General features: G+C 60.8%; 16 protein-coding genes and 1 pseudogene. 11 read left to right on the top strand and 6 right to left on the bottom strand.

The window, feature by feature from the left end:
- On the bottom strand, window positions 1–2660 hold a 2660-nt coding region (locus ACQRBT_RS08545), incomplete at its 3' end, for a retention module-containing protein (protein WP_427851672.1).
- Window positions 2661–2998: 338 nt separating this feature from the next.
- Between ACQRBT_RS08545 and ACQRBT_RS08540 the strand changes: the two genes are divergently transcribed.
- From ACQRBT_RS08540 to ACQRBT_RS08490, 11 genes and pseudogenes are all read left to right on the top strand, one after another.
- Window positions 2999–4357 carry a TolC family outer membrane protein gene (locus tag ACQRBT_RS08540; protein ID WP_412047448.1) on the top strand — a complete coding sequence of 453 codons (1359 nt, stop codon included), beginning with the start codon at window positions 2999–3001 and terminating at the stop codon, window positions 4355–4357.
- Window positions 4358–4398: 41 nt separating this feature from the next.
- Window positions 4399–6555, top strand: a complete 2157-nt coding sequence (locus ACQRBT_RS08535; RefSeq protein WP_412047449.1) for a type I secretion system permease/ATPase — start codon at window positions 4399–4401, stop codon at window positions 6553–6555.
- Window positions 6545–7909, top strand: coding sequence for an HlyD family type I secretion periplasmic adaptor subunit (locus ACQRBT_RS08530; protein WP_060755471.1), 1365 nt, complete (start codon window positions 6545–6547; stop codon window positions 7907–7909). The genes ACQRBT_RS08535 and ACQRBT_RS08530 overlap by 11 nt, the downstream gene beginning before the upstream one ends.
- A gap of 225 nt (window positions 7910–8134) precedes the next feature.
- Window positions 8135–9028: a TauD/TfdA dioxygenase family protein gene (locus ACQRBT_RS08525; RefSeq protein ID WP_198762874.1), complete on the top strand. Its 894-nt coding sequence runs from the start codon at window positions 8135–8137 to the stop codon at window positions 9026–9028.
- 26 nt (window positions 9029–9054) lie between these two features.
- A complete protein-coding gene (locus ACQRBT_RS08520) occupies window positions 9055–9906 on the top strand; it encodes an ABC transporter ATP-binding protein (RefSeq protein ID WP_060755473.1) in 852 nt (283 codons plus the stop codon).
- Between the two features lie 12 nt (window positions 9907–9918).
- Complete coding sequence (locus ACQRBT_RS08515; protein WP_060755474.1) at window positions 9919–10770, top strand: ABC transporter permease; 852 nt, start codon at window positions 9919–9921, stop codon at window positions 10768–10770.
- Window positions 10771–10821: 51 nt separating this feature from the next.
- Window positions 10822–11742, top strand: coding sequence for a LysR family transcriptional regulator (locus ACQRBT_RS08510; RefSeq protein WP_060755475.1), 921 nt, complete (start codon window positions 10822–10824; stop codon window positions 11740–11742).
- A 233-nt stretch (window positions 11743–11975) separates the two neighbouring features.
- On the top strand, window positions 11976–13511 hold the full coding sequence (locus ACQRBT_RS08505) for an MFS transporter (RefSeq protein ID WP_412047450.1): 1536 nt from the start codon (window positions 11976–11978) through the stop codon (window positions 13509–13511).
- A 15-nt stretch (window positions 13512–13526) separates the two neighbouring features.
- Window positions 13527–14585, top strand: a complete 1059-nt coding sequence (locus ACQRBT_RS08500; RefSeq protein ID WP_060755477.1) for an HlyD family secretion protein — start codon at window positions 13527–13529, stop codon at window positions 14583–14585.
- Window positions 14582–16027 (top strand): efflux transporter outer membrane subunit, encoded by a 1446-nt coding sequence (locus ACQRBT_RS08495; RefSeq protein WP_412047451.1) that lies wholly within the window; start codon window positions 14582–14584, stop codon window positions 16025–16027. Before ACQRBT_RS08500 ends, ACQRBT_RS08495 begins: the two co-directional genes overlap by 4 nt.
- Window positions 16020–16220 (top strand): annotated as a pseudogene (locus tag ACQRBT_RS08490) (hypothetical protein); the annotation flags it as partial. The gene ACQRBT_RS08495 and the pseudogene ACQRBT_RS08490, both read left to right, overlap by 8 nt.
- 7 nt (window positions 16221–16227) lie before the next feature.
- Here ACQRBT_RS08490 and ACQRBT_RS08485 read toward each other — a convergent pair.
- The 5 genes from ACQRBT_RS08485 to ACQRBT_RS08465 all read right to left on the bottom strand — a co-directional run bounded on the left by ACQRBT_RS08485 (window position 16228) and on the right by ACQRBT_RS08465 (window position 21259).
- On the bottom strand, window positions 16228–16887 hold the full coding sequence (locus tag ACQRBT_RS08485; protein WP_234016596.1) for a protein phosphatase 2C domain-containing protein: 660 nt from the start codon (window positions 16885–16887) through the stop codon (window positions 16228–16230).
- An 8-nt stretch (window positions 16888–16895) separates the two neighbouring features.
- Window positions 16896–17570, bottom strand: a complete 675-nt coding sequence (locus tag ACQRBT_RS08480) for a hypothetical protein (protein WP_412047452.1) — start codon at window positions 17568–17570, stop codon at window positions 16896–16898.
- A gap of 26 nt (window positions 17571–17596) precedes the next feature.
- Window positions 17597–18322 carry a hypothetical protein gene (locus ACQRBT_RS08475; protein ID WP_090367663.1) on the bottom strand — a complete coding sequence of 242 codons (726 nt, stop codon included), beginning with the start codon at window positions 18320–18322 and terminating at the stop codon, window positions 17597–17599.
- An 82-nt stretch (window positions 18323–18404) separates the two neighbouring features.
- Window positions 18405–19106: a DUF3142 domain-containing protein gene (locus ACQRBT_RS08470; protein WP_060755482.1), complete on the bottom strand. Its 702-nt coding sequence runs from the start codon at window positions 19104–19106 to the stop codon at window positions 18405–18407.
- Window positions 19103–21259, bottom strand: a complete 2157-nt coding sequence (locus ACQRBT_RS08465) for an outer membrane assembly lipoprotein YfiO (RefSeq protein ID WP_412047453.1) — start codon at window positions 21257–21259, stop codon at window positions 19103–19105. Before ACQRBT_RS08465 ends, ACQRBT_RS08470 begins: the two co-directional genes overlap by 4 nt.
- Window positions 21260–21292: the final 33 nt, after the last annotated feature.

The following is a 21292-nucleotide window of genomic DNA, read 5'->3' as shown; positions in this document are numbered from 1 at the left end:
ACGGTGGTGGTATCTGCAGTACCCGGAGTATCGGTAACGGTGGTATTTACCGGCGTAGTACCCGGTACCAGGTTCTCGAAGTGCTCGCCGCCGGTCACAGTTTTGATCGCGGTGGTGACGGTCTGGTCGCCGTTGTAAACATCGTTCGGCGCCACGGCGGTGACGCTGCCGCTGGACTGGTTCACACCAATGGTGATGGTCTGGCCGTTGTCCAAGGTGACCGTCAGCGGATTGGTGATGTTGGTTACTGCCGCGCCGTTTTTATCCACAAGGCTGGCGGTGTAGACGATGTTGCCGCCTTCGCCGACGGTGTTGGTGGCGGTCAGGACCACATCGACCTTGTCGATGGTGTCATTGATGGTCGTTGTGGCGCCGTTACCGGCAACTTCCAGCTTCTCGAAGTTACCGCCTGTGGCGTCAGTGATCTTGACGGTCTGGGTGCTCTTGTCGATGAACACGTCATCGCTCGGTGCTGGGACGGTCACGGTACCGACGGTATCGCCAGCCTTGATGGTAATGGTCGAACCGTTATCCAACTTCAGGGTGACGTCAGTGCCCGCTTTATTCGAAAGCGTCGCGGTGTAGGTAATCTGTCCGCCTTCGTTTGCCTCAGTCGGCGCGGTCAGCGTCACGGTCGTAGTGTCGATCGAGTCCGTAATCGTGGTGACCGCCGGGGCCGTATTCGGCACCAGGCTCTCGAAATTGCCGCCGGTCGCCCCGGTAATGGTGGTGCTGACGGTGCTGCCATTGACGTAGACATCATTCGGCGGGGTGTCGACAACCACGCTGCCAACGGACTCGCCCGCCTTGATGGTGATCACCGAGCCATTGCTCAAAGTGACAGTCACTGGCGTCTGCGCCGGGTTGGTCAAGGTGGCGGTGTAGGTGATCTGGCCGCCTTCGACAACCGTTCCGGTAGCGGTCAGCGAAACGTTAGTGGTGTCGACCGAATCAACAATCGTGGTAACGGCCGGAGTCGTGCTCGGCACCAGATTCTCAAAGTTGCCGCCAGTCGCGCCGGTAATAGTAGTGCTGACGGTAGAACCGTTGTTGTAGACGTCGTTGGCCGGGGTATCGACAACCACAGTGCCAGTGGATTCTCCAGCCTTGATAGTAATCACCGAGCCATTGCTCAAAGTGACAGTCACTGGTGTTTGCGCGGGGTTGGTCAGCGTGGCGGTGTAAGTGATCTGGCCGCCTTCGGTCACGGTCGAGCCAGCCGTCAGGGCGACGGTGGTGGTGTCGACTGAGTCAGTAATCGTAGTAACGGCCGGAGTCGTGCTCGGCACCAGATTCTCAAAATTGCCGCCGGTCGCACCGGTAATAGTAGTGCTGACGGTAGAACCGTTGTTGTAGACGTCGTTAGCCGGGGTATCGACAACCACAGTGCCAGTAGACTCGCCCGCCTTGATGGTAATCACCGAGCCGTTGCTCAAAGTGACAGTCACTGGTGTTTGCGCGGGGTTGGTCAGCGTGGCGGTGTAAGTGATCTGGCCGCCTTCGGTCACGGTCGAGCCGGCCGTCAGGGCGACGGTGGTGGTGTCAACGGAGTCAACAATCGTGGTAACGGCCGGAGTCGTGCTCGGTACCAGGTTTTCAAAGTTGCCGCCGGTCGCGCCGGTAATCGTAGTGCTGACAGTCGAGCCGTTGTTGTAGACGTCGTTGGCTGGAGTATCAACAACCACAGTGCCAGTGGATTCTCCCGCCTTGATGGTAATCACCGAGCCGTTGCTCAAAGTGACAGTCACTGGCGTCTGTGCTGGGTTGGTCAACGTGGCGGTGTAGGTGATCTGGCCGCCTTCAGTGACCGTCGAGCCTGCCGTCAGGGCGATGGTGGTGGTGTCGATGGTGTCGGTGACCTGGGTCACTGCCGGCGTGGTATCGATGTTCAGCACCAGGTTATTGCCGCCGGTGGTGCCGGTGACGTTGACGCTGATTTGGCTTGGGTCGATGTACGGGCTGTCGTTCGGGGCCAGGGGCACGTTGACGGTGCCGGTCAGTTGGCCCGACGGGATGGTGATCACTGCACCGTTGGACAACGTGATGTTGAGGTTGCCGATCGGTGCCTGGGTCACGGTGGCGGTGTAGGTCAGTACGCCACCGGCTTCGGTAATGGTCGACGTGGCGCCCAATGTCAGCGTGGCGGTTTGCAGAGTCAGGCCACCGTTATTACCGCCAGGCTGGGCGCCGACGTTCTGGGTCAGTGCCGCGTTGGCCTGGCCCAGGCCCGCGGTCGGGAAGCCGATGGTCGGGTCAACGCGGCCGGCGGTCGCGTCCAGCACGACGAAGCTGTGGCCACCGCCTGCGGCGCCATTACCGGCAGCGGCTGGGCCTGCGGCAGCGGCTTCCAGGTCGGTGGTCGGGTCCGCGCCCGCGACAATGGCTTGTTGCAGCTCGGCAACCGACGGCGCCGCGTTCTCGGCGGCAGCTGCCAGATCGACGGTGGAGTCCGGCAGGTCGGCGCTCCATTGGGTTTCCCGGCCCAGGTCCAGCGTGCGGCCGTCGGCCAGTTCCAGGCTCACAGCGCCCGACATGCCGGTGTCGACCTGGTCGCCCGCAAACAGGCGGTCACCTTCTACTAATACACGCCGCGTTCCTTCCGGAGAAATAACGAAAACTTGACCAACAATGCTTTTGACGATGGCAACAACACTGCTCATTAAAATTTTCTCCGGCGATCCGTTTCTGATGATTTCCATGTGGCCGCTCGAGGGGGAGGGCCAAACAGGAGGGGCGTAGTCTGTAAAGATGGTTTCGTCAAATATTTGGCTAGATTTATTCGCGATCTAGTTTATGCCAAACTATTGACCTTATGACCGCCATCCTAAACAATTGGCCCCGTAATGTCACATTGATATTTATGCGGCGAACCGTCCTACATGTGTGAAGCAGTTCCGCTTTTTGAACTTTCCGACGTACGGTCATTACGGTAGCCATTATCCGACGCAGCGGCCTGAATCGCTGTGATTTGAGACAAGAAGTCCTGGGGAATTTTTTAATGCGTCTGCACCTGTTCAAGGCAATACCGTTCGTTCTCGCCGCCAGTTTCGTACAAGCCCAGACACTGCCCCAAGCCATGCAGCAGGCCTTGGACGTGCACCCGGAAATTCAAGCCGGTGTGAACAGCCGTATCGCCGCCGATTACCAACTGCGTGCAGCCCAGGGCGGTTATCTGCCTCGGGTCGACCTGAACGCCGGTTACGGCCGCGAAGGCACCGATAACTCCACTACTCGCGCCGCCAATGGCCCCAACGGCAACCACTGGGACACCCTCAACCGCGGCGAGTCCAGCCTGCGCCTGCAACAGATGATCTTTGACGGCTTCGCCACTTCCAGCGAAGTCGGTCGCCAGCAAGCCAACGTCAACTCCCGCGCCTACTCCTTGCTCGGCACCTCCGAGCGCACCGGCCTGACCGTTGCCCAGGTGTACCTGGATGTACTGACCCGTCGTGAGTTCGTGCGCCTGGCCGAAGAAAACCTGCGCAACCACGAACGTATCTACGACCAGATCAAACTGCGTACCCAGCGCGGCGTCGGCAACGGCGCCGACCAGGACCAGGCCGAAGCGCGTCTGGCCCAGGCCCGCAACAACCTGATCACCGAGCAGACCAACCTGGCCGACTCCGAGGTCAACTACCTCAGTGCCGTTGGCCAGATGCCCGACCAACTGGAGCGTCCGGCACCGTTCATGGCCATGCTGCCGGCAGACCTGAATGAGGCACGCCGCCAGATGCTCGACAACAGCCCGGTGCTGCGTTCGGCCGAGTCGGATATCTCCGCCGCCGAGAAGCAGTACGAAGCCGCCAAGTCCACCTTCTACCCGCGCTTTGACGCCGAACTTGGCACCAACGCCGACAACAACGTCTCGGGTGACGCCAGCCACAACAACGGTTGGGAAGCCATGGTGCGCATGCGCTTCAACCTGTTTGCCGGCGGCAGCAACAAGGCTGACCTGCAATCCAAGTCGTACCAGGCCAACCAGGCCCTGGATATCCGCAACAACGCCCTGCGCCAGCTCAACGAAGAACTGGGCCTGGCCTGGAACGCCCTGAACAACGCCAACGCGCAGCTGCCCGTGGCCCAGCAGTACGTTGACCACAGCACCCGGGTGCGTACCTCTTATCAGCAGCAGTTTAGCCTCGGCCAACGAACCCTGCTCGATTTGCTCGACAGTGAGAACGAATTATTCACCGCTTCCCGTCGTCTGGAAGAGATCAAGAACATTCAGTTATTTACTCAGTATCGAATCAAGGCGACCATGGGCGAATTGCTCAAGAGCCAGGGAGTGGTCCCACCGATGGCCTCCGTCGTGCAGACCGACGTGAAGCCTAAAGTCCAACTGCCTGGGATGAATTGAGCCGTCCCCATAGCCCCATCTGTTAGTCGAGAGTGCACCGCGTGGAATCCGAAGTCAGTCGAGTTCATCTCAACCATGATCCACGCACGCTGCACGACGACCCGTTACTCGACGGGTTGCTTGCGCTCTGCGCCCTGCACCAGAAACCGGCCAGCGCGGCCATGCTCACCACCGGCCTGCCGCTGCCTTCGCAGCGGTTGAGTGCCGAGTTGCTGCCCCGTGCAGCCGCGCGGGCGGGCCTGCAGGGGCGGTTGCTGCAACGCAAGCTGGAACAGATCCCAACGATTGCCCTCCCGGCGTTGCTGCTGCTCAAAGAGGGGCGCAGTGCCGTGCTGGTGGGCTGGCAAGGCGAAGACGAAGCCCGCATCCTGCTCAGCGAAAGCGATGGCGGTGAAGTCATCATCAAGCGCGAGCTACTGGCCGGCGACTATGCCGGCAAGGTTTTCTTCGCCCAACCGCAGCACAAATTCGACGTCAACCACGGCACCCTGATTCCTCGGGCGCGTTCGTGGTTCCGTGACACGCTGATGCGTTCGCGCTGGCTCTACACCGACGCCATTGCCGCCAGCTTCCTGATCAACATCATTGCGATGGCCGCGCCGCTGTTCGTGATGAACGTGTACGACCGCGTGGTGCCGAACCAGGCCACAGCCACCCTGTGGGTGCTGGCAGTGGGCATCTGCGGTGCCTATCTGTTCGACCTGATCCTCAAAAGCCTGCGCAGCCTGTGCCTGGACCTGGCCGGTAAAAAGACCGACCTGATTATCTCGGCCACGCTGTTCGAGCGCATTGTCGGCATGTCCATGAAGTACCGCCCGGCACGGGTCGGCAGCTTCGCGCAGAACATCCACGAGTTTCAGAGCTTGCGCGATTTCCTCGCTTCGTTGACCCTCACCAGCCTGATTGACCTGCCCTTCACTCTGCTGATCTTTCTGGTCATCGCGATTCTCGGCGGGCACCTGGTGTGGATTCCGGTGCTGGCGTTCCCGATTGCCCTGGGCATCGGCTATGCCCTGCAGAAACCGCTCGTCGCGACCATGGAGCGCACCATGGCCCTGGCCGCCGAGCGCCAGTCGAGCCTGATCGAAACCCTCGCCGGACTGGACGCAGTCAAGGTCAATAACGCCGAGAGCGAGCGCCAGTACGGTTGGGAACAGACCATCGGCACCTTGAGCCGCCTTGAACTGCGGGTGAAGTTGCTGTCGGGCCTGTCGATGAACATGACCCTGCTGATCCAGCAACTGGCCGGCGTGATCATGATCGTGTTCGGTGTGTACCAGATCATCGACGGTCACCTCAGCATGGGTGGCCTGATCGCCTGCTACATGCTCAGCGGCCGTGCCTTGAGCCCGTTGGCTTCGCTGTCGGGCCTGCTGACCCGTTACCAGCAAGCCAAGGTCACCATGATGTCGACCGACCAAATGATGGAGCTGCCCCAGGAGCGCAATTTCGAAGAGCGCCCCATGAGCCGCCGTACCCTGCAAGGCGCCATCGAATGCCGGGGCCTTAATTTTACTTACCCGAATCAACAGAACGCCGCGCTGAAAAACATCAATCTGGTGATCAAGCCCGGCGAGAAAATCGGCATCATCGGCCGCAGCGGCTCGGGCAAAAGCTCCCTGGCCAAACTGATCGTCGGCCTTTATCAGCCGGACTCCGGCGCCTTGCTGGTGGATGGTGTGGATGTGCGCCAGATCGACGTCAGCGAACTGCGCCACAACATCGGTTACGTGGCCCAGGACATCCAACTGCTCGCCGGTACGCTGCGCGACAACCTGGTGTGCGGTGCACGCTATGTCGAAGACGAAATGGTCCTGCAGGCCGCCGAACTGGCCGGCGTGCACGAATTCGCCCGCCTGCATCCGCAGGGTTATGAGCTGCAAGTCGGCGAGCGCGGGCAAAACCTTTCCGGCGGCCAGCGCCAGAACGTTGCCCTGGCCCGTGCACTGTTGCTCAACCCGCCCATCCTGCTGCTGGACGAACCCACCAGCGCCATGGACAACACCGGTGAAGAGCGCCTGAAACAGCGCCTGCAAGCCGTGGTGCAAAACAAGACCATCGTGCTGGTCACTCACCGTGCCTCACTGCTCTCGCTGGTGGATCGCCTGCTGGTGGTCGACCGTGGGCAGATCCTCGCAGACGGCCCGAAAGCCGTGGTCATGGAAGCGTTGAAAAAGGGGCAGATCAGTGTTGCTTAACTCCATCAAAAGCGCGGTTGGCCGCTATTTCAAAGGTTCCGATTCGCTGCAGGGTCAGCCCCTGCCCGAAGTCAACAAAGCACTGGTCGAAGATGCGCCGCGGGTTATCCGCCTGACCATCTGGGCGATCATCGCGTTCTTCATCTTTCTGGTGACGTGGGCAGGCTTCTCCAGCATCGACGAAGTCACCCGTGGCGACGGCAAGGCAATCCCCTCGTCCAAGTTGCAGAAAATCCAGAACCTGGAAGGCGGTATCGTCTCCGAGTTGTACGTCAAGGAAGGCCAGGTGGTGGAAGCCGGCGCGCCGTTGATTCGCCTCGATGACACGCGTTTTGTTTCCAATGCCGGTGAAACCGAAGCCCTGCGCCTGGCCATGCAACTGCGCGTCGAGCGCCTGAGTGCCCAGGTGGATGACCGCCCGCTGAACATCCCCGACGATGTGCTCAAGGCCGCGCCCAACCAGGCTGCCAGTGAGCGCTCGTTGTATGACAGCCGCCGCCAGCAGTTGAAGGACGAAGTCGGCGGCTTGCAGGAACAACTGGTGCAACGCCAGCAGGAACTGCGTGAATTCACCTCCAAACAAAGCCAGTACCGCAGCCAGTTGTCCCTGCAACGCCAGGAAATCAACATGTCCGAACCGCTGGTGGCCCAGGGTGCGGTGTCGCCGGTGGAAGTGTTGCGCCTCAAGCGTGCCGAGATGGAAACCCGCGGCCAGTTGGACGCCACTACCCTGGCGATTCCCCGGGCCGAATCGGCGATCAAGGAAGTACAACGCAAGATCGACGAAACCCGTGGCAAGTTCCGCAGCGAAGCGCTGACCCAGCTCAACGAAGCCCGCACCGAACTGAACAAGGCCGAGTCCACCGGCCGCGCCCTGGAAGACCGGGTCAGCCGCACCCTGGTCACCTCGCCCGTGCGCGGGATCGTCAAGCAATTGCTGGTCAACACCGTCGGCGGCGTGATCCAGCCGGGCAGCGACATGGTGGAGATCGTGCCGCTGAACGACACGCTGCTGGTGGAAGCCAAGATCCGCCCGCAAGACATCGCCTTCCTGCACCCGGGGCAGGAAGCGATCGTCAAATTCACCGCCTATGACTACACCATCTACGGTGGCCTGAAAGCCAAGCTCGAACGTATCGGTGCCGACACCATCACCGATGAAGACAAGAAAACCACCTACTACATGATCACCCTGCGCACCGACCGCAGCCACTTGGGTACCGATGAGAAGCCGTTGTTGATCATCCCGGGCATGGTCGCGTCGGTGGACATCATCACCGGCAAGAAGAGCATCCTGAGCTACCTGCTCAAGCCGATCATCAAGGCGCGGGCCGAGGCGTTGCACGAGCGTTGACTTGTAGCGCCTGAATGAGCCTCATCGGGAGCAAGCCCCCTCCCACACTAAACCGCATTCCTATGCTGGAACTCGGTCAAGTGTGGGAGGGGGCTTGCTCCCGATAGGGCCATCAGCCTCCCCACACATCCCCGCACCTAATGCATATAGATATTCTTTAACGGTATTTAATCGCCAGTTCTTATATCTATAAAGTCACTCCCCAGTCCGACCGGGAGTGCCCACATGTCCGCCACCTCTACTGTTCCAACAGCGACCTCAACCGCCCAGCTCTTCGAGATCCGCCCACTCCCTGGCAGCGTCGGCGCCGAGATCATCGGCCTGGACTTGTCGCGCCCGGTCAACGACCAGGACTTCGCCCGCATCCACCGCGCGCACCTGGACCATCATGTCGTCGTGTTCCGTGACCAACGCATCACCCCCGAACAACAGATCGCCTTCAGCCGCCGTTTCGGTGTGCTGCAGATCCATGTGCTCAAACAGTTCCTGCTGGCCAATCACCCGGAAATCCTGATCGTTTCCAACATCATCGAAAACGGCCAATCCATCGGCCTGGGCGATGCGGGTAAGTTCTGGCATTCGGACCTGTCGTACAAGGAACTGCCTAGCCTGGGTTCGATGCTGCACGCCCAGGAGTTGCCGTCCGAAGGCGGCGACACGCTGTTTGCCGACATGCACAAAGCCTGGGACCAACTGCCTGAACATTTGCGCAAAGCGGTGGAAGGCCGCAGCGCCGCTCACTCATACACGGCGCGTTACAGCGAGACCAAATTCGAGGGCAACTGGCGTCCGACCCTGACCCCCGAGCAACTCGCTCAGGTCGCCGAAGTAGTGCACCCCATTGTGCGCACCCACCCGGAAACCGGGCGCAAGGCGTTGTTTGTCAGCGAAGGCTTCACCACGCGCATTGTCGGCCTGCCGGAAGACGAAAGCCGCGATCTGCTGGCCCAGTTGTACGCCCACAGCGTGCTGCCGCAAAACATCTACCGTCACCAGTGGCAGCCCCACGACATGGTGTTCTGGGACAACCGCTCGTTGATTCACCTCGCCGCCGGCTGCCCGAGCCACCTGCGGCGCAAGCTGTTTCGCACCACTATCCAGGGCGATGCGCCGTTCTGAATCCTATTCCCGGCAAGAGAGATGAAATGAACGCGCCCCTGCAAGGCCACGCGGCCAGCACTCTGAATACGGCTCAACCGTTGTTGGCGGTGGACAACGTCAGCCTCGAATACCGCACGCCCGAGCGTGTGGTGCGCGCCACTCACCAAGTCAGTTTCGAGATTGATCCGGCCGACCGCTACGTGTTGCTCGGCCCATCGGGCTGCGGCAAATCCACGTTGCTCAAGTCCATCGCCGGGTTTATCAAACCCTGTGAAGGCGAGATCCGCCTGCTGGGGCAAAAAGTCGAACAACCAGGCCCGGACCGTATCGTGGTGTTCCAGGAGTTCGACCAACTGCCGCCCTGGAAAACCGTCAAGCAGAACGTGATGTTCCCCTTGCTGGCGTCTAAAACCCTGAAGCGTCGCGAAGCCGAAGAACGGGCGCTGCACTACCTCGACAAAGTCGGCCTCAGTGCGTTCGCCGAGGCTTATCCGCACACCCTGTCCGGTGGCATGAAAGCCCGCGTGGCCATTGCTCGCGCCTTGGCCATGCAGCCGAAAATCCTGCTGATGGACGAACCCTTTGCCGCCCTCGATGCCCTGACCCGCCGCAAGATGCAGGAAGAGCTGCTGCGGCTGTGGGAAGAAGTGCGCTTTACCCTGCTGTTCGTAACGCACTCCATCGAAGAAGCCTTGGTGGTGGGCAATCGCATTCTGTTGCTGTCGCCCCACCCCGGGCGGGTGCGTGCTGAAGTCCACAGCCATCAATACGACCTGCACAGCCTTGGCGGTGTGGAATTCCAGGCATCGGCGCAGCGCATTCATCGCCTGCTGTTCGACGAAGCGCCTGAAGCCGAGCGCGAGTTGGGTTTCGCCGATATCCGCATCGCTTACTGAAAGGGGCTGCACATGCGTCAGGAATTTGAAATCAACCTCGAACCGCTGCTCAGCGTTCCCGTGGAGCGCGAGCTGCCGTTGCGGCAACGCCTGTGGCAACAAGGCTGGCTGCGCAAAGGCTTGATCCTGGTCGTGCTGGCGATCCTCTGGGAAGCTGTCGCGCGTTATCAAAACAACGACCTGTTACTGCCCAGCGTTCTGCAGACGGCTCAGGCGCTGTTCGACGGCCTGCTCAGCGGCGAACTGCTGAGTAAGGTCAGCATCTCGCTGGCGGTGTTGATCAAGGGTTACCTGATCGGCATCGTACTGGCGTTTGCCCTGACCACGCTGGCGGTGTCGACCCAGCTGGGTCGCGACCTGCTGAGCACGCTGACCTCGATGTTCAACCCGCTGCCGGCGATTGCGCTGTTGCCGTTGGCGCTGCTGTGGTTCGGCCTGGGGCAGAACAGCTTGATTTTCGTGCTGGTGCATTCGGTGTTGTGGGCCTTGGCGCTGAACACCTACTCCGGTTTTCTCGGTGTCTCCGAGACCCTGCGCATGGCTGGACGCAACTATGGGCTCAAGGGCATGCGCTTCGTGCTGTTCATCCTGATCCCGGCGGCGCTGCCTTCGATCCTGGCCGGCCTGAAGATCGGCTGGGCATTTGCCTGGCGCACCCTGATCGCCGCCGAGCTGGTGTTCGGCGCCACCAGCGGCAAGGGCGGGTTGGGGTGGTACATCTTCCAGAACCGCAATGAGCTGTACACCGACAAGGTGTTTGCAGGGTTGGCCGTGGTGATCTTGATCGGCCTGTTGGTGGAAAACCTGGTGTTCAACACCTTCGAGCGGCTTACGGTGAAGCGTTGGGGCATGCAGCGCTCCTGACCCTGCTAGGATTGCACCCCATTCACTCCCCACTGATCACGAGTGCTTGGCATGCAACTACCGGATATGAACCTGCTGGTCGCCCTCGACGCCTTGCTCGACGAGGGCAGCGTAGTGGGTGCCGCTCGCAGGATGAACCTCAGCCCCGCCGCCATGAGTCGTACCCTGACACGTATTCGCGAGGCCGTGGGCGACCCGATTCTGGTGCGCGCCGGACGTGGTCTGGTGCCGACGCCCAAGGCTATTGAGCTGCAAGGCCAGGTGCGCAACGTGGTGGAGCAGGCGGCGCTGCTATTCCGCTCGGCGGATCAAGTGGATTTGAGCACCTTGCGCCGCCGTTTCAGCGTGCGTGCCAATGACTTCTTTATCGGCGTGTATGGCGGTCGGCTGTTCGACACCATGGAACGCATGGCGCCGTTGTGCGAGCTGTGCTTTGTGCCCGAGGGCGACACCGACGACGAAGCGCTACGCGAGGGGCGGCTGGATCTGCGCGTGAGCAACACCATGCCCGCCAGCCCTGAGGTGAAAGTGCAGAACCTGTTCTCCACCACCTTCATCGGCCTGGCGCGGGAAGGTCACCCGCTGTTTGACGAAGAGATCACCGCTGCGCGCTTTGCCAGCTATTCCCACATCAGTATCTCGCGGCGCGGCATCTCCCGTGGCCCGATTGATACGGCGCTGAATGCGCAGGGCCTGGAACGCCGCGTGTCAATGATCGCCCCGGGTTTCCATGGGGCCATGTTCATGTTGCCCGATTCCGACCTGATCCTGCCGGTGCCGAAGGAAGCACTCTACAGCGCCAATCGCTTGAACCTGCCGTTGCGGGCTTTCCCGCTGCCGATCTCCCTGCCGACCTTGGTCTTGGCTCAATCCTGGCACCCTCGCTTCGACAAAGACCCGGCCCACAAATGGCTGCGCGAGACCATGCGCGCGAGTTGCCATGCCACGTGGCTGGAGGCCCAGCCGACCTGATTCCTGAGGCGGGAGGGGTAAAACAGTGGCAGGGGGCTTCTGTGGGAGGGGGCTTGCTCCCGATGGACTGCATAGCAGTCCCAATTTTGAGGCCGCTGCGCGGCCCATCGGGAGCAAGCCCCCTCTCACATGGATTGCGTCTGACGCACTTATAACCTTCCAACAAGTAACTTTTTGTCATGGATTTGCCTGATTAGACTGCTCCGGTATTTCTAATGCCGAGCTGCCTGTTCATGACTTCCCTCGCTGCCCCCGCTCTCCAGGCCGCAGCCAAACCGACCACGCTTACGCCACCGGCGTTCGGCCCGCGCATCATCATCGGCCTGGTCGGCGTGCTGCTGGCGGTACTCGTATCTGGTCTCAACGAGATGGTCACCAAGGTTGCCCTCGCCGACATCCGGGGTGCGCTATACCTCGGCTTTGACGAAGGCACCTGGCTGGTCGCCGCCTACACCGCGACCTCCGTGGCGGCGATGGCCTTTGCGCCTTGGTGCTCGGTGACGTTTTCCCTGCGCCGCTTCACGCTGTGTGCGATCGGTTTGTTTACGGTGCTTGGCATCCTGTGCCCGTTCGCGCCGAACTACGAAAGCCTGCTGGTGCTGCGCACGGTTCAAGGCCTGGCGGGTGGCGCGCTGCCGCCGATGTTGATGACCGTGGCGCTGCGCTTCCTGCCGGCCAACGTCAAGCTGTACGGCTTGGCCGGGTATGCGCTTACCGCCACCTTCGGCCCGAGCCTGGGTACGCCACTGGCGGCGTTGTGGACCGAATACGTCGGCTGGCAATGGGCGTTCTGGCAGATAGTCGCACCGTGCCTGTTGGCCATGGCCGCGGTGGCCTACGGCTTGCCGCAAGATCCGCTACGCCTGGAGCGCTTCAAACAGTTCAACTGGCGCGGCTTGCTGCTGGGGTTCCCGGCGATCTGCATGCTGGTGATCGGCCTGTTGCAGGGCAATCGCCTGGACTGGTTCGAGTCGGGCCTGATCACCTTCCTGTTGAGTGGCGGCAGTCTGTTGCTGGTGCTGTTCATGCTCAATGAATGGTCGCACCCGGTACCGTTTTTCAAGTTGCAGATGCTCGGCCTGCGCAACTTGGCGTTTGCACTGATCGTGCTGGCTGGCGTGCTGGTGGTGCTGACGTCGGTGATCATTATCCCGTCGAGTTTTCTCGCCCAGGTCCAGGGTTATCGCCCACTGCAAACCGCGCCGGTGATGCTGCTGATGGCACTGCCGCAGTTGATCGCGCTGCCGTTGGTGGCGGCGCTGTGCAACCTGCGCGGGGTCGATTGCCGGTGGGTGCTGGGGGTCGGTTTGAGCCTGTTGGTGCTGTGTTGCGTCGGCAGTTCGCACCTGACCTCGGCGTGGGTTCGTGACGATTTCTATGGCTGGTACCTGTTGCAAATCTTCGGTCAGCCGATGGCGGTGCTGCCGCTATTGATGCTTTCCACCGGCAGCATCCAGCCGATGGACGGGCCGTACGCTTCGGCCTGGTTCAACACCATCAAGGGGCTCGCCGCCGTGGTCGCCACCGCCGTGCTGGATACCTTGACCACACAGCGCCTGCATTTTCACTCGACCCTGTTGGTAGACAGCCTGGGCAACTCGCCCCTGGCCGACGGCGACTCACCGGGCCTGGCCCGGCGCCTGCACGAACAGGCCGTGGTGCTCACGTCTTCAGATCTCTACTACGTCATGGCCGCGGTCGCGGTGGCGTTGATCCTGCTGATTTTCTGGATGCCCACGCGGATCTTTCCGCCTCGCGCACCGACCTAGCCCAAAGGACTTCTCATGAAACGCAAAGACAAAATAGCCGTCTCCGTTATTGCGGTGTTCGCCGTGGGTGTGCTGGTTTACCTGGCCGTGCCGCAGCTTCTGGCCAACAAGCGCCAGACCACCAACGACGCTTTCGTCGCCGCCGACTTCACTTTGGTTGCGCCGCGCGTGGCGGGCTTCATCAAGGAAGTGCTGGTGGAAGACAACCAGCGCGTCAAAGCCGGCCAACTGTTGGCGCTGATCGACGACCGCGATTTTCGCGCCGCCGCCCAAGCGGCTGATGCGGATACCTTGGTGGCCCGGGCCCAATTGAAAAACGCCAACGCGACCCTGGAGCGCCAAAGCTCGGTGATCGCCCAGGCCCAGGCTACGGTGGCGGCTGATCGCGCCGAAATGGCCTTCGCCGAACACGAGTTGAATCGCTACAACCACCTTGCTGGTGTCGGCGCAGGCACGGTGCAGAACGCCCAGCAAGCCAAGACCCGCATCGATCAGGCCACCGCGCGTCTGGCCAAAGCCACGGCGGTGTTGGCGGCCGAGCGCAAGCAGGTGGAGATTCTCACCGCTCAGCGTGATGCCGCCGAAGGTGGACTCAAGCGTGCGCAGGCCGCGCTGGAAATGGCCAGTTACCAGCTGTCCTACACCCGCATCGTTGCGCCGGTGGATGGCATGGTCGGCGAGCGTGCGGTACGGGTGGGCGCTTATGTGACGCCGGGCAGCAAGATCCTGGCGGTGGTGCCGTTGGCCGAGGCCTATGTAGTGGCCAATTTCCAAGAGACGCAACTGTCGCATATGCAGGCTGGCCAGGCGGTGCAGGTCAGTGTCGACAGCCTCGACGGCGAGTTGCTCAAGGGGCATCTGGAAAGCCTTGCGCCCGCCACCGGGGTGACCTTTGCCTCGGTCAAACCGGATAACGCCACGGGTAACTTCACCAAGGTGGTGCAGCGGATTCCGGTAAAGATTGTCCTCGAACCCAACCAGCCGCTGACCGAGCGCCTGCGCGTCGGTATGTCGGTGGAAGCCAGCGTCGACACACACGCAGTCGCGCAGCCGCGTGAGGTGGCCCAGCAATGAGACAGATGGCCTGGCTTACCTTGAGCCTTATCAGCCTGAGCGCGTGTACCGTTGGCCCGGACTTCCAACGGCCCCAAGGTCCACACGTCACGCAATGGAGCCAACCCCAGGGGCGACAGGCTGCCAGCCGTGCAGTGACCGACCCGTTGCAGGAGCGCTGGTGGGACGTGTTTCACGACGCACAACTGTCGGCGCTGACCCGGCGTGCGCTCACCGACAACCTTGACCTGAAACTGGCCGGCAGCCGCCTGCAACAAAGCCGCGCCGTGCGCCAGGTGACCACCGCTGAGCGTTATCCCAACCTCGTTGCAGCGGGTGGCTATCAGCGCAAACGCAACAGTGGCAAAGGCTTGAGTGACCCGTCCGGCGAGAACGGTCGCGCAGCCTTCAACCAGTGGGATGCGGGCTTCTCCGCCGCTTGGGAGCTGGACTTCTGGGGCCGGGTCAAACGCGAAACCGAAGCTGCCGACGCTACGCTGCAAGTCGCTGAAGACGACCGCCGCGCCGTGCTGCTCTCGGTGCTTGCCGAGACCGCTCAGGACTACATCCAACTGCGTGGCGTACAGAACACCCGCGCCGTCACCGAGCAAAACCTCGACGTCGCTCGCCACAGCCTCAAGCTCTCGCAATTGCGCCTGGCCGATGGTGTGGCCACGGACCTGGACGTCGCCGAAGCCGCTGCCCAGGTAGCGGCCATCGAAGCGCGCCTGCCGGAGTTGCAGCAACGCCAGGACCAGATGATCAACGCCCTGAGCCTGCTGATGGGCGAGCCGCCACAGGCGCTGCATGCGCAATTGTCCAAGGACGCCGCCGTGCCACAAACCCAGCGCCAGGTCGCTATAGGCCTGCCGTCGGAACTCGCGGAGCGTCGCCCCGATATTCGTCAGGCCGAGGCCCGGTTGCATGCAGCCACCGCCAACATCGGTGTGGCCAAGGGCGACTTCTACCCGCGCATCACCCTGTCCGGCAGTCTCGGGTCGCAGGCCATGCAACTCGCCGATTTCGGCTCCTGGGGCTCTCGCGCGTTTGCCTTCGGTCCGCAATTGAGCTTGCCGCTGTTCAATGGCGGGCGCCTGCAAGGCATGTTGAATTTGCGCGAAGCCCAGCAGCAGGAAGCGGCGCTGGCGTATCAGCAAACCGTGCTGCGGGCCTGGCACGAAATCGACGACCAGTTGACTCGCTACAACGCCAGCCAATTGCGACGCGACAGCCTTGCCGAAGCCGTGCGCCAGAACCAGATCGCACTGACCACGGCACAGCAGCAGTACGTTGAAGGCGTGGTGGATTTCGTCAACGTGCTCACCGTGCAAAGCGCTTTGTTGGCGACGCAGGAGCAATGGGTGGAAAGCTCCACCGGCGTGTCGCTGGCGATGGTTGGCTTGTACAAAGCCTTGGGCGGTGGTTGGGAATCGGTGTACCCGCTGCAAACCGCGAAGCGCTGAATCATACAGTGTCTACGACGCCAGCCTGAGCTACGACTTGGGTCAGTCACCGCTGCAACTCAAAGGCGTGAAACTGGCGATGAACGTGCAGAACCTCACCAACAAGACCTACGTGTCGCAGTGCACCGGTGACCTGGATTGCTATTACGGTGAAGGGCGCACGGTGGTGTCGAGCCTGACCTACGACTGGTAGACGTGTGCTAGGTCCGCAATAACATAAAGGTGGCGTCATCTTCGGTTGAGTGCCCATCAAGGGTCTGCTCAGCGATAGCCTTGATCTGGTTTTCGACTGACAGCTCTGCCCAGAACCCATCGGTTGCCAGTATCCATGTTGTGTCTTTGATGATCTGCAGGGTTTGAATGTGAGGCTCATGCGCACGACGGTGGCTCATGCAGTTGAGCAGGGTTTTGCGCGCGGGGTTGCTGGCGATGGCTGAGTGGCTCAAATCACCTCTCCAGTTGGGACCACAGTGGGGAGCATTGAGCCAGTTCACCCGCTGATCGTCGTCCAAGTAGCCTATGCAGCAGTCCCCTGCGTGAATGGAAACGGCCGTTTGCCCCACTACCAGTAGCGTCAGGTAACTGGTGGAGGCAAATGGAAAGTCTGCGGAAAGGTTTGAATGCACGTCGTCGAGTAAGGTAAGTGCCAACCGCATTGCCTTGTCAGGACATGATGCGATGGAGGGCGCTGCACGGGTAAAGGACTCAAGAAGGTAGCGGGTCAGTGTTCTCGCCAATTCGCCACTGTTCGGCTTAGAGGAGCCATCGGCGATCACGTAGAGATAAGCGTCCGAGTTCTGTGCTGAGCCGCTGACATCGCAGTTTTCGGCTCTGTCAGCACCTTGACGGCTGAGGCTCAAGTACCGGATCAAGTAGGCACTCCGAATCCAACCAGGGTCGTTAATCGTTCGAGAAGCAACGCCTCGCGATCAGAGTCCTGAGCGGTGCTTTGGATCACGTCCTGAAATGCGGGTAACTTCAGAAACGCCTCAAACTGCTCGCTTACAAAACGGCGCAGTTCGATCGGTGCTTGCGCCACTTCTTGAATGAGTTCTTCCCGACCGTCCAGTAACGCGACGATGTCTTCAATATCATTGGACATCAGCATGTCACCCCGACCTCGTCCTTGATATGCCTGTAGTTTTGCGGCGAGAAACCACGGAGCGGCAAATGTCTTGATGAGTGTTCCGCTGGGGAGTTTGTAGTCGACGGCATTTTCTAATCCGCCGACAAACCAGCTATTGGAAAAGCCCAGTACCTTTTCATCCGTTGGCATGAAGTCGACCTTCAGATGACCTAGCCTCAGGCGGCAGGTGACGGAGTCCTGGCCGGTATTTTTGAAGCCTCGGGGTTTCAAATTTTCTTCCAGGCGATACCAGTCGGCGGTGCCAGTCAGATGAATGACTAGGTCAACATCATCCGTGCCGCGAATCGACTCTAAGGTGTATTCGTCAGTGATAAGCAAGATGGTTGTACATCCACCGACAAACGCTACATGCTCGCGTAGGTCACTGCCCAGCGCATCGGCGACTTCTTCAAGCATTTGCAACATCATTTCCCGGTTCGATGTCACAAGATCCACTCCCGTAGCATGGCGTCAGCGATTTTGGTTTCACGAGGACCACCGATGCGAATGGCGTCCACTAGTGCAAGGAAGTGATAGAGCAATTCATCTTTTTTGACTGCTACCGGTACGGTTTTGAATAAAGGCAGCACTTGCTGCCCTTTCCTCTTCCCGTTGGCGTCGGGCCAGACGGGGATGAGATCACCACCACTCATGACCTTGCCTGCCATTATTGGGGCGGCAAATGCGGTTGGAATGCCGCGTACGATAGGACCTGGCTTGGCGGGAAATACGTAGCGAATTGCATATTTTACGAAGTCCAGTAGAGCGGTGTTTCTGACGGTTGGTTTTCCACTCGATAAGTCGGTGAAGATAAGACCAATCTCCCGGCAGCGATTAAGCGAGTTGGATACTTCGCTCTTGCTCAGTGCGAGGGAAGCCGACAAGGCCCTGACTGAATAGCTTTCAAGGTTGGGTGGAGTGGTGGCGTCTTCGCTGTCCTCCCATCCTTCCCATTTCTCTACAGGTGAAAGTTCGATTTTCTCACTATTTCCTGTAAGGCGCAGATTGAGAACGTGATCCAAGTAGTCTGGGGATGCCTCCGGTGCAAGCAGCATCGCTTCCTCAAAGTCGCGTTTGAGCGTGAACTCTCGCTTCTTGACTCTCTCGCCTCTGGCCTGCAGGTCCAGACTGATCAGCTTGAAGAGTATTACAATGTCTTGACTTTTCATTCATGCTCGCATTCCAGTGTCCACCGTCCATGGACTGTGGACAAAAACTTTCATGTCTACGGCACCCATGTCAAGAAATTTGTCAATTCTGCAAAAACACCACATACCCTCGAAACCACTCATTCCCTTGCAAATACCCCGGTGCTTCCCATTCCCCGCCTTGAATCAGCCCCACCTTGAACGGCAATCCCAATCGATTCATCCGAGGTAAGTACGCCGCGTAATCCGGGATGCTGTGGCGGCCCTGATAGGTCTGCACCACGACCTCATCCACCACGCCCTTGAGCTGGGCGATGGCCGCCGGGTCGGCGTTGCTGCTCCAGTCCATCAGGCCGGTGATGCTCAGGCGCAGGTCGGCGGGCAGGCGTTGGCGCAGGTCGCGCAGGAAGGCTGCGTATTCGTGCAGGTATTGGGTGCGGGCGTCGAAGTCGATCTGGATCCCGACCACCGGGTTGCCGGCGTCGCGCCAGCGTTGCACCTGGCCGAACACTTGGGTGTAGATCTGCTCCGGCCAATGCAAGGTGTGGGCACGGTAGACCACCCAGACCTCGCCTTGGGTGAGGCGCGGTACGCTGATGCCCTGGGCGATCAATTGCACGCCGCGCTGGGGCGCACGGCGGGTGGAGTTGATCTGGCCCTGCAGGATGTACAGGGTTTTGGCCTGCTTGAGCACCGGCTGCGGCGTGACGCCGCTCCATAGCCAGAAGGCGTCATAGTCGCGGGCGTCAACAGCGCCAAAGGCCGGGCTTGCCAACAGCAGCAAGCCGAGCCACAGGTGCTTCACCAGTAGTACTGCAGAGACTTGCCCCACTCGGTGTCGGCAAAGCTGGTTTTGAGCTGGCGGAACCACGCCTTGCGCACGGCCGGTTCAACTTCATTGCCACCGCAGCTGTTATAGCCTGACGGCGCATAGCAGTTGATGGCGCGGAACAGGGCATAGGCCTTGTCGTTCTTCGGAGCCTTGGCGTTGGCGATGACGAGTTTGTAGCCGTCGAGCCGCGAGAAGGTTTCACCTTTGAAGTCCGACGCCGTACTGCCCAGGCTGCCGGCGGCGCGGGCTTGTTCCAGCGGCATGCCGTCCAGGCCGTTACGCAGGATGAACTCGCCGAAGCAATTCAGGCCCTGCGGGTTCTTCGCGTCGTTTTGCAAGGTTGCTGCGGTTTGCGCGATGCTCGGGCACGCATAGCCGGATTCGGCTTTGTCCCCGTTCCACTGGAACATGTTCAGGCTCTGGCCTGAGGTATAGACGTAGCCCAGGCTGGTGCCCAGCTTGTCTTCGGGCGCCGGGGCCGGCAGTTGCTTGAAGTCGGCGGCGAAGTCGGCGAACTGGCTGTGCAACAGGTCTTTATAAAGCAGCACGAATTGCGCGGTGTTGCGCTCAACGGGGTCACTGGCCTTGGCCAGTTGTTGGCGCAGCAGGTCTGGCCCGGCCACGTTGCGCAGCAGGATATAACGCACTTGCTGGGCGCTGATCGGCGAGTCGGCGGCAAACACCTTGGCCAATTGGCCGCTGCGTTCGTAGTTCATGGCCAGGGCCAATTCCAGCTGGTCACGTTGCAGTGGCAGCTTGGCTAGCGGGAGCAATTGCAGCCACAGCGACTCGGCGGCTTTCCAGTCTTTTTTCTCCTCCAGGGCCAATGCGCGCAAGGTCTGTTGGCTGAAGGCGAAATAATCCAGGCTCGACGGCACTTCCTTGGGCAACAGCTTCAAGGCGTTGTCGGGCTGATGCTCGACGTACAGCGCGTAGGCCGCCTGTACGTAGTCGAACTGAGCCGGCTCATTGGCAAACACGCCTTTCTGCCCGTCGAGCTCTTCGCGAGTCAGTTCCGGCGGGGTATGGGCGCGCATCGCCATCAGGTCGGTGACCAACTGAATCATGGGGTTTTGCACGGTGCTGCGATTGACCATCAACAGTTTGAGGTCGGCTTCTTCCACCAGTTCTTCCAGCGACGCGTTGCGCTGTGTATCCGTCGCCTGGGTCAGTTGCCACGCATAGGCCTCGGCCAGTTTGTCGGTATCATCCGCCAGCCAGTACACCCGGCGCAGCAGGCCACGGGCCGAGGTGGCGTAAGCGCCCTGTGGATAAGTTTTCAGGTAACCGAGGAAGCCCTCTTCGGCGTTGCTCAGGGCCGACTTGTCCACACGTTCGAGCTTCGGCATGCCGTATTCGTCGAAGGCCTCGGCCTGTGCCTGGTTCAGCGATGTGCGGGCGGTCATGTACAGCGCGGTTTCTTTCAGCCAGGGCAAGGTGCTGCTGCTGGCAGCGGCAAAACCGCGTTCGGCGTCGCTGAAGCGCCCGCTGTAGAAGTCGGCGGCTGCTTGCAGATAGGTACGCAGCAGTTGGCCTTCGGGCGACTGAATCTGTTGCGGCTCCACGACCTGGCCATTCCAATCGCAGGTGGCGAGCAACTGCACACGGGCTTTGACCAGCACGTCGCGCTCGGCCGCCGGCATGTCGGCCTTGACGACTTGGCCGATAAACGCCGCGGCGCTGTCGTCATCATTGCTGCGGCAACGGCTGCCTTCACCGCTGAGGAAGGCTTGGCCGGCGGCCTTGCTATCGCCGCGCTGGATGCCCAATGGCGCCAGCAGTTCGTCAAGCCCGGGGGCCGAGGAGTCGTCTGCTTCTGCGGGCGGGGTGTCATTGGACGTCAGGCGATACACCGGGAACGGCACCGGACCGAAGCCTTGCTCCAGGTCGGTGTCATTCAGTGCGTTGGGTTTCAGCGGCATCGCCTGTTTATCTGCCAGTAACAGGCGCAGGTTGACCCGGCTGTCATTGCCCGGGCTCAGGAAGGGCAGGTTGCTGCAGCCTTCAAGGCTGTCGCGTGATACCCGCCAGTCGGGGTAGCACGAATCATCGCCGCTGGCCTGGGCTTGGAAGGAAAGGCCGGCGAGCAACGCCAGACCCAGAGGAGGCAGAAAACCGATGCGCATGACGTGTCCTTTGATCCTGAGTCCTTGGAGGGT

This window comes from Pseudomonas sp. R19M (genome assembly GCF_050312585.1).
In the GTDB taxonomy this organism is placed as follows: domain Bacteria; phylum Pseudomonadota; class Gammaproteobacteria; order Pseudomonadales; family Pseudomonadaceae; genus Aquipseudomonas; species Aquipseudomonas palleroniana.
Note: the sequence above shows the minus strand (reverse complement) of the source record. Positions and strands in the feature narration are given on the sequence as shown.

Bases quoted from the DNA above. Each gene is read 5' to 3' on its own strand.
- ACQRBT_RS08510 (WP_060755475.1), top strand. From the start codon at position 10,822: ATGCAACTACCGGATATGAACCTGCTGGTCGCCCTCGACGCCTTGCTC.
- ACQRBT_RS08480 (WP_412047452.1), bottom strand. From the start codon at position 17,570: ATGCTTGAAGAAGTCGCCGATGCGCTGGGCAGTGACCTACGCGAGCAT.
- ACQRBT_RS08540 (WP_412047448.1), top strand. From the start codon at position 2,999: ATGCGTCTGCACCTGTTCAAGGCAATACCGTTCGTTCTCGCCGCCAGT.
- ACQRBT_RS08500 (WP_060755477.1), top strand. From the start codon at position 13,527: ATGAAACGCAAAGACAAAATAGCCGTCTCCGTTATTGCGGTGTTCGCC.
- ACQRBT_RS08495 (WP_412047451.1), top strand. From the start codon at position 14,582: ATGAGACAGATGGCCTGGCTTACCTTGAGCCTTATCAGCCTGAGCGCG.
- ACQRBT_RS08515 (WP_060755474.1), top strand. From the start codon at position 9,919: ATGCGTCAGGAATTTGAAATCAACCTCGAACCGCTGCTCAGCGTTCCC.
- ACQRBT_RS08475 (WP_090367663.1), bottom strand. From the start codon at position 18,322: ATGAAAAGTCAAGACATTGTAATACTCTTCAAGCTGATCAGTCTGGAC.
- ACQRBT_RS08525 (WP_198762874.1), top strand. From the start codon at position 8,135: ATGTCCGCCACCTCTACTGTTCCAACAGCGACCTCAACCGCCCAGCTC.
- ACQRBT_RS08505 (WP_412047450.1), top strand. From the start codon at position 11,976: ATGACTTCCCTCGCTGCCCCCGCTCTCCAGGCCGCAGCCAAACCGACC.
- ACQRBT_RS08520 (WP_060755473.1), top strand. From the start codon at position 9,055: ATGAACGCGCCCCTGCAAGGCCACGCGGCCAGCACTCTGAATACGGCT.
- ACQRBT_RS08465 (WP_412047453.1), bottom strand. From the start codon at position 21,259: ATGCGCATCGGTTTTCTGCCTCCTCTGGGTCTGGCGTTGCTCGCCGGC.